Here is a 6,868-nt window from a genome sequence, read left to right as displayed (position 1 = left end):
ACACCTGTATTGTTCTGAGGTGAGCATATCACCTCTGTTCAGGTGGCCAAATTAAGTGTGCCACTACACCCTCCGACAGAAGCTTCCACGACCTTTCCCACAAGCCCACCAGCTCTGAGCAACCTTGCTCCAAGTTTTGGCAATTGCTTCTTGGCTATATCGCTGAGGTTTGGACTGAGACCCGCGTACAATTCGCGGAAAAAAGCGAGCGCCAGTGCATCCTCACCTCTAAACCACCAACAAGCAAAGTTAATGATGGTCAGATCGTTAGCATTGATGGCTTCGACCAAATGGTATTTACAAAGATTGACCGCACTACTTTTACCTGAACCCCATGGGCCATTGAGACCGATTGCAGTCCCCTGAGGATGCTTCATTTTGCAAAAACTCGCCGCGAGAGCTCGTGCAAAGGGGTCAACACCGAAGCGGTCCTCCATTGGACTTTCGATTGGTTGGTCGTTATAGGACAAGTGTTCGGTCATGTTTTATCATCGATTATTAGCAATACAAGCATCCATTCTAACTACATGGAATTATCCTTCTGGAGTAAAATTATTATTTCTCACCAGTGTCACACTTTTGCGGTCCCTACTACACTGCGTTACATCACATAGCACCGTATCAGCACTACCTGATACCATCGGTACCACTATATCCCCCACTAGTTATGGCTTAAGAGTACAGCTTTTATTTGCATCCGTATAAAAACAAATACCCCTGCCATCCCTGGCAGCGTGTCATGTATGAATAATGAGTGAAGGTCAGAACGGTAAATCGAGAAGGCGGTTCGCAGGATTCACAGAACGGAATATTTATGGCTCAGCTCAGGCAGACCAGTAGCCTGCATTGCCCGCAATATGTCTACAGCGCGCAGATAAGGTGACTGCTCCTGCCAGCTAAATCCTTTCCTGTCGATACGAACCAGTTCGTATTTCTCCACCAGAAAATTAACGGCATCCCTCAGAGTGATACCGGCATCAATGTGTTCCTGAATAACAGTTTCATCGCTGAACGGTGTATCGTTCAGGGTCAGACCATAGTGCTGCTCCAGTAGGCGTGTAAGCAGCATTTGCCAGATAGCCACGGGCAACAGACAGGGCTTCGCCGCCCGCGAAGTTGTTGCAGGTAAAGTTTTCATATTTGCTCTCGTGAAAGTAATTAGCGCTGAGTAGGATAAATGACGATATAGACGTAACCGTGTGAACCAAGGGTGTCGGCTTCGCAGGTAAAACCGTTGTGGTAAAGGGTGACGCAGTGGGCATGGAGGGGATTAAGTTCACCCGTGGTCAACATCGATTCCATCTGACGGACAAAGTGCGGGAATGCGGCTTCGAGTATCTGGCTTTCTTTTTCACGAAAGTGACCGGTTATTCCGGCCCGGTCCGCGAGATAGTGCAGCCGGTTCCCTTCCTGCACCAGTCTGGCACCGAGACGCGGGGTGACGTCACGCTGCAGGCCCCAGCTCATTTCATTCATTAATGCTCTCCTTTAACCTCATAGCAGACCGTGTTCAGCAAACGACAGTATCTGCCTACCGCCAACGATAAGGTGGTCCGGAACGCGGATGTCCACCAGCGCAAGTGCCTGCACCAGACGCTGCGTGATGGCTTTGTCAGCCTGACTGGGTGTGGTGTCGCCGGAGGGATGGTTGTGGGCAAATATCACCGCTGCCGCATTGAAGTACAGGGCGCGTTTGACCACCTCACGGGGATGGACTTCGGTGCTGCTGATGGAGCCGGTGAACAGGGTTTCATGGGCTATCAACTGGTTCTGCTGATTCAGGTACAACACCATAAACTCCTCTCGCTCCAGAAGTGCCATTTTCAGCCGCAACCAGTCACGGGTAGCCTGAGTGGAGGTAAACGCCACACCGGGTTCACGCAGATGATAATCAAGCAAACTCAGGGCGCGTTTGATGGTGCGCAGTGAAGTTAACGGAAGTTCTGGCGTAAATAAGGTCAGTTGTTTCTTCATGGCAAAACTCCTTAATCTATGATGGCGAGAATGGCACTGCATTCAGGATGGATCAGCGCGTAGTCCCGTAAGCGATAATAGTGCTCAGTCATCGCGTCACATTCGGTACGGCAGGCGTGGTGGCTGTAGCCCATCAGACAGGCGACTATACCTGCCGCTTCACTGGTAAGCTCTGCACCGTTGCCGTTCATGCTGTTGAACAATGCCCACTTCTCATTTTTCTCTGACTCGGGAGCCATAAAAGCGCCGCCGTTGCTGAGCGTCGAAAAGCGCCAGATACCGCCGTGATAATCGACACACAGCCGGCCCATCCAGGCGAAAATGCGAGGTTCAAGGGTTATCCATTGTGGGATGGAGCCAAAGTGCTGCGGCCAGAAGCCGATGCGTAACTCGTCCGGGACCACTGAGGCAGTAATTGCTGCCTGCTCAGCAAACTCAAGGTTTTGTGTATTCATTAAAATATCTCCTTATGCCGGAACGGTTGTTTAACGCCCGAAAAATTCGAGCATGTTTTCTGCCATAACCCACAGGGCGCGGTTGAGCTTCACATCACCATTAATACCGGTAACAGCACGGGTGCGGCTGCTTTTCCCCTGAGCGGTTCGTCCTGACAGACCGCCTTTCATCAGGTTCTCCTGCACGCGCTGGTATACGGTCCACAGATCATCGCTGTAGTCTTCCCGGCGACGTGGGGTCAGCAACTGCGATACCGTGACCGGCTGGTGGTCCTCACCAAATCGATACTTCAGTGCGGCATTCGCCAGTGCATGACGGGCAGGGTCTGGCAGCACAAGCGACTGCATCGCATCGCGCTTTTCATCCACTCGGTCAAAGACCCCGAGCACTTCGTAAGCCCCTTCAATCACCTTCTCGACGACATTACCTTTATGCGGTACCCGCACTTCACCGAATGACTGACCGCAGACCAGACCATTAGTACAGACGCCACGAAACAACCCCGGCAGCATCTGGTAGCTCGAGGAGCCGTCATGGCTGTTGAGCAGGATGATTTCCGGCACCTGATGGCCGGTCAGTTGTCCGGCACGACGCAGACGCAGCATATGCTTGGTGTGTTCCCGCTTGCTCTGGTCCCGAACCTTCGTCTGGCAGGCAAAGAACGGCTCAAAGCCTTCACGCTGCAGGCTTTCGAGGATGGTGATGGTCGGGATGTAGGTATAACGGTCTGAACGAGATTCATGTTTGTCACTCCCGAATACGCTGGGAACATGACTCATCAGCTCTTCGTGGGTCAGAGGCCGGTCACGGCGTATCTGGTTTATACGCCCAAAGCGGCTGGCTAATTGCATGGGTAACTCCTTATGCAGTGGGTAAAAATTCGAAAGGCCACACTTCCCGAGGGAAGTGTGGCCTGACTTTGTTTATAACGGTGATGCGCTGGTGGTGGTTATGCAGGGAATTTGCGGATGCCATAACGAGCGATATACCTGTTCATCCAGTAACCGGCATCCGGCTCAAAGTTCCAGGCCCGCCAGACCATGCAGCGCTCATGACGGATAACCAGACGGAAATGCGTACCCTGGTCGTCCTCTATAGCCACGTTGGGATATTGAGACGAAAGCGCCTCAGCCTGCTGGCGCGTAAACGGTCCATCAGGCAATTCAGTGAGTTCAGTCATACAGGCTCCTTAAAACAAAAAGCCCCTGTGGCATAAGCGACAGGGGCTGAATCAAACGGACAACGAATCGGCTAAGATGCCTTACCACCGACAACCGTGACTTGTATCGGTCGGTAGTACTGTGGGTCGAAAACGGACAGTGGCAGGTCAATCATGTAACCATTACGCTCTTCCGTTGCCTTCATGATTTCGACTGAGTTGACGTTTTCCACGCATTCGTTCTCCAGCGAGGCTTCCTGAGAGCGAGTGGCATCGCTGTCACCAAATGCAGCCACCGCCATATTCCCCATCGCCAGCGTGTTCCCCCCTTTATCTTTCAGACGCAGGGAGAGTGTCAAAGGCCCGAACCCTTCGCCACTTCCGCCGTTGTCCAGGCGAAACTGCCAGACGCAGACATTACCCGGCACCCAGACCATGTCTGTGTTGCGGATACTGATATAACGCTGTTCTTCGGCCTGAGCCGGTGACAGCAGACAGAGGCTCAGAGCGAAAACTGAGATAACGCCTATCAGCTTCATCATGGATTTTTCTCCTGATTCTCCGGCAGATAGAGTTTCCCCATTTCCTTACCATCGTGTGAATAAACTACTGATTTCTCACCCGTGTAGCTGTCGGTTTCAATCCTGAAGCTCAGGGAAATATTGTCCGCAAGGCACAGGGCTGCCATCAGCGGCTGCACCGTTTTCTGCTGCATATCCGCAATGTAGTAATAATTGCCTGACTCACAGCCTTCCGGTGACTGACGGGTTTTCATTACCGTGTACTGGGGTGTGCCGAAGGCATCCTTTTTTACCCACTCCTGGGTAATATCGGATTTATGCGACACAACCTTGCTGAACGGTGGCGGAGTCAGGTCCTTAAACCTGGCTATCGTTTTCACGCCAGCATCTTCCTTGCTGTCGCAGCCAGAGGCACTCATGGCACCGATAACTGTCAGAACGGCAAGCACAGGTGGATACAATTTCTTCATGGTGCAGATTCCTTATCAATCGACCTTTCCGTTACTTCAGCAATTACCGGTGCGTCGGCACAACTCTGCCAGACTCTGTTGGGCTACCCACTGCTGCAGTTTCTGCTCTGAGTCAGAACGCTTCGCCGCCAGGGCAGCCTGCTGCTGTTTGTTGACACAGTTTTCCGGGAATGCAGCAAGTACCTGGTTGCGGTGAGGTTCATCAGCCAGGTCCAGTTGATACTGGGTATCGATGATAGTGAAGTAACACCCTTTCCCCTGGTCTTCGCCCTGATAGACCGATGTCAGGTCGGAGTAATAACCGCTGGCAGGTTTCAGATTCAGCTTGCGCACGGTATGCGTTTTCTTGTCGGCGAGAAAATAAGCACCACCACCACGCTGGCGCAGCAGGAACTGCCTGGTCCAGGGATAATTGCCAATGACACTGGCTTGGTAGAGCGTATTGTTCAGCGTGTCGTCGTCCATTCCATCGGCAGATTTCCAGCCATCCGCCTGCATGTACTGCCAGAATTTGACGGTACCCACGACGGTTTCGGCAGACGCCGGAAAGACAGTGCCAGCACAGAGACTGGCGACCAGCGCCGTTGTGGTCAGTAATTTCTTCATCATGATTCCTTCTGAGGTAAAAGACCGTCGCCGGTACTGGCGAGCAGTGAGTGAAAAACGTGAAAATGGGGCAGAGCCCTGAGGAAATCCGGTTCGGTGAGAACGTTGCGAATCTGGAAGTCAGGCACGAACAGTTCCGGGTGGAAGGTAACAGCATGGATATCGTTCAGCGGAAATACCGCCACGCGATGATGATGTTCACCCGTCAGATACCAGTGGCCGCTACAGAGCACGAGGCGGTAAGGTGCAAGCCCTGAGCAACGACAACCTTTAGCCAGCAGCGTCACGCGGCGATGCTCTGATATGGCCCTGACAAGCCGTGTAAATATGCCTGGTCTGGGTGGCGACAATGACTCCGACTCTGCCCATATGAGACAAGGAGATTCACCGGGTCCACTCAACAGAGAGCTGACCATGTGGTTATCCATGTCAGGAAACAAGGCCTCCACACCTGACTGACGAGCAAAAGTTAGTACAGCCAGTTCGCGTTGATGGCTACCTGAGAGCAGACGACAGGTGCCATCGCGATATTCCAGGTCCAGGTACATCAGTCGCTCGCGGAAGTCCCGGCGGAGGGTGCGGATCGACACGCCAAACTCTGCGGCAAGGAGGCCTATATCCAGCGTTTCGCCAGCAACCAGGCGACTGATAATGAGAGACAGCCGAACCGCCAGCCTTTCATGGCGACGCTCAGTCTGGGACATTAGATTTTCTCCATCCCGTTAACAGGCTGAAAGTTAAGAGATTAGTGTAACGAAGGGGCGGGACAGGGTATGGACATGGGAAGGCGTATTTTTTCAGTGCGCGGATTACAGCCGTGATGCGCCATTGCGCCTAATTGATGGACTGACTGAACATTAATTGAGCGCGGCAAGGACAGGGAATGTCCGTCATAAGTGGTTTGTCAGAAGAAAATACAGTCCCAGACAGCACGGGCAACGGTCACCACTGCTTCCCGCACGGTCCGAATCACAGCCCTTACAGAGGCTGGAAGTAAAGATGCTGATCCAACAGAGCCAATCATTTCATCTACTGCATTACCAAAGCGCTCGCGTGCCTGCTTTTTTACCGGCTCGGTGCAGAGCCTTCCATGCAGTTGTGTCGTCAGTGGGCTGGTGGCCCGGTCAGGCAGGCTGCGCATCATTGTCTCTACCATCGCATCCAGCCCCCATCCAGTTCGGGCTGACACCACACAGATCTGATGATGCGATAGGAACAGTTGCTGTACTGCGCTCCGCTTGGCCTCAATAGTTGATTGTTGGCTATGAGATGGTGTATTGCTGGTGGTATTCCACTGATGACAGGGTTCGGCCTTGTCAGCCTGATTCACTACAAATAGTACCCTGTGCTGGTAGGCCAACATTATCTTTCGATAAAAATGCTCGTCCACCGACAGAGCGCGATCATCGGTTTTGATAACCCACAGTACCAAATCCAGTTCGGGCAGGATGCGGCGATACAGTGCAGTGTATTCTTCATCGCGTTGCTCGCTTTCACCCACACCCGGTAAATCAACAATCATCAGGCTGTGATTACCATTGCGGAGCCGGAAGCGCAGAACGTCACGGGTGCAGGACTCAACATTACTGACAGGTGTCACCTCTCCCTGGAAGAGAGCATTGCAAAGACTACTTTTACCAACTCCGGTTTTACCCATAATGCCGATCACCGGCTCGTATTGT

At 52.6% G+C, this 6,868-nt stretch carries 12 protein-coding genes; all 12 read right to left on the bottom strand.

All coding sequences use genetic code 11. From position 1 onward, the window contains the following. Positions 1–38 precede the first annotated feature (38 nt). Complete coding sequence (locus CJP72_RS23510; protein ID WP_202882585.1) at positions 39–482, bottom strand: P-loop NTPase fold protein; 444 nt, start codon at positions 480–482, stop codon at positions 39–41. A 314-nt stretch (positions 483–796) separates the two neighbouring features. Next, positions 797–1,138 (bottom strand): TA system toxin CbtA family protein, encoded by a 342-nt coding sequence (locus CJP72_RS23505; protein WP_162383670.1) that lies wholly within the window; start codon positions 1,136–1,138, stop codon positions 797–799. A gap of 20 nt (positions 1,139–1,158) precedes the next feature. Next, entirely contained in the window at positions 1,159–1,476 is a 318-nt protein-coding gene (locus CJP72_RS23500; protein WP_162383669.1) for a type IV toxin-antitoxin system YeeU family antitoxin, read from the bottom strand. Positions 1,477–1,494: 18 nt separating this feature from the next. Further along, a complete protein-coding gene (gene radC, locus CJP72_RS23495; RefSeq protein ID WP_162383668.1) occupies positions 1,495–1,974 on the bottom strand; it encodes a RadC family protein in 480 nt (159 codons plus the stop codon). Between the two features lie 11 nt (positions 1,975–1,985). Then, positions 1,986–2,429 carry an antirestriction protein gene (locus CJP72_RS23490; protein ID WP_162383667.1) on the bottom strand — a complete coding sequence of 148 codons (444 nt, stop codon included), beginning with the start codon at positions 2,427–2,429 and terminating at the stop codon, positions 1,986–1,988. 30 nt (positions 2,430–2,459) lie between these two features. Next, a complete protein-coding gene (locus CJP72_RS23485; RefSeq protein ID WP_162383666.1) occupies positions 2,460–3,281 on the bottom strand; it encodes a DUF932 domain-containing protein in 822 nt (273 codons plus the stop codon). Between the two features lie 98 nt (positions 3,282–3,379). Next, entirely contained in the window at positions 3,380–3,610 is a 231-nt protein-coding gene (locus CJP72_RS23480; RefSeq protein ID WP_162383665.1) for a DUF905 domain-containing protein, read from the bottom strand. 71 nt (positions 3,611–3,681) lie between these two features. Next, positions 3,682–4,131: an IrmA family protein gene (locus CJP72_RS23475; RefSeq protein ID WP_162383664.1), complete on the bottom strand. Its 450-nt coding sequence runs from the start codon at positions 4,129–4,131 to the stop codon at positions 3,682–3,684. Beyond that, positions 4,128–4,580, bottom strand: coding sequence for a YfjS/YafY family lipoprotein (locus tag CJP72_RS23470; RefSeq protein WP_162383663.1), 453 nt, complete (start codon positions 4,578–4,580; stop codon positions 4,128–4,130). Before CJP72_RS23470 ends, CJP72_RS23475 begins: the two co-directional genes overlap by 4 nt. Before the next feature lie 36 nt (positions 4,581–4,616). Further along, the gene (locus CJP72_RS23465; protein WP_162383672.1) at positions 4,617–5,186 is read right to left on the bottom strand and encodes a hypothetical protein; all 570 of its coding nucleotides are present in this window, start codon (positions 5,184–5,186) and stop codon (positions 4,617–4,619) included. Further along, entirely contained in the window at positions 5,186–5,890 is a 705-nt protein-coding gene (locus tag CJP72_RS23460; protein WP_162383662.1) for a WYL domain-containing protein, read from the bottom strand. The genes CJP72_RS23465 and CJP72_RS23460 overlap by 1 nt, the downstream gene beginning before the upstream one ends. A 200-nt stretch (positions 5,891–6,090) precedes the next feature. After that, on the bottom strand, positions 6,091–6,868 hold a 778-nt coding region (locus CJP72_RS23455), incomplete at its 5' end, for a GTPase family protein (RefSeq protein WP_202882584.1).

This window comes from Citrobacter sp. NCU1, from assembly GCF_010231475.1.
GTDB lineage: Bacteria > Pseudomonadota > Gammaproteobacteria > Enterobacterales > Enterobacteriaceae > Citrobacter_D.
The sequence above is the reverse complement of the archived record's forward strand: the minus strand, read 5'-3'. Positions and strand labels throughout refer to the sequence as shown.

What these genes read in the sequence shown, in the direction of transcription:
- CJP72_RS23505 (WP_162383670.1), bottom strand. Translation starts at nt 1,138, where the DNA reads ATGAAAACTTTACCTGCAACAACTTCGCGGGCGGCGAAGCCCTGTCTG.
- CJP72_RS23500 (WP_162383669.1), bottom strand. Translation starts at nt 1,476, where the DNA reads ATGAATGAAATGAGCTGGGGCCTGCAGCGTGACGTCACCCCGCGTCTC.
- CJP72_RS23470 (WP_162383663.1), bottom strand. Translation starts at nt 4,580, where the DNA reads ATGAAGAAATTGTATCCACCTGTGCTTGCCGTTCTGACAGTTATCGGT.
- radC (WP_162383668.1), bottom strand. Translation starts at nt 1,974, where the DNA reads ATGAAGAAACAACTGACCTTATTTACGCCAGAACTTCCGTTAACTTCA.
- CJP72_RS23490 (WP_162383667.1), bottom strand. Translation starts at nt 2,429, where the DNA reads ATGAATACACAAAACCTTGAGTTTGCTGAGCAGGCAGCAATTACTGCC.
- CJP72_RS23510 (WP_202882585.1), bottom strand. Translation starts at nt 482, where the DNA reads ATGACCGAACACTTGTCCTATAACGACCAACCAATCGAAAGTCCAATG.
- CJP72_RS23465 (WP_162383672.1), bottom strand. Translation starts at nt 5,186, where the DNA reads ATGAAGAAATTACTGACCACAACGGCGCTGGTCGCCAGTCTCTGTGCT.
- CJP72_RS23480 (WP_162383665.1), bottom strand. Translation starts at nt 3,610, where the DNA reads ATGACTGAACTCACTGAATTGCCTGATGGACCGTTTACGCGCCAGCAG.
- CJP72_RS23475 (WP_162383664.1), bottom strand. Translation starts at nt 4,131, where the DNA reads ATGATGAAGCTGATAGGCGTTATCTCAGTTTTCGCTCTGAGCCTCTGT.
- CJP72_RS23485 (WP_162383666.1), bottom strand. Translation starts at nt 3,281, where the DNA reads ATGCAATTAGCCAGCCGCTTTGGGCGTATAAACCAGATACGCCGTGAC.
- CJP72_RS23460 (WP_162383662.1), bottom strand. Translation starts at nt 5,890, where the DNA reads ATGTCCCAGACTGAGCGTCGCCATGAAAGGCTGGCGGTTCGGCTGTCT.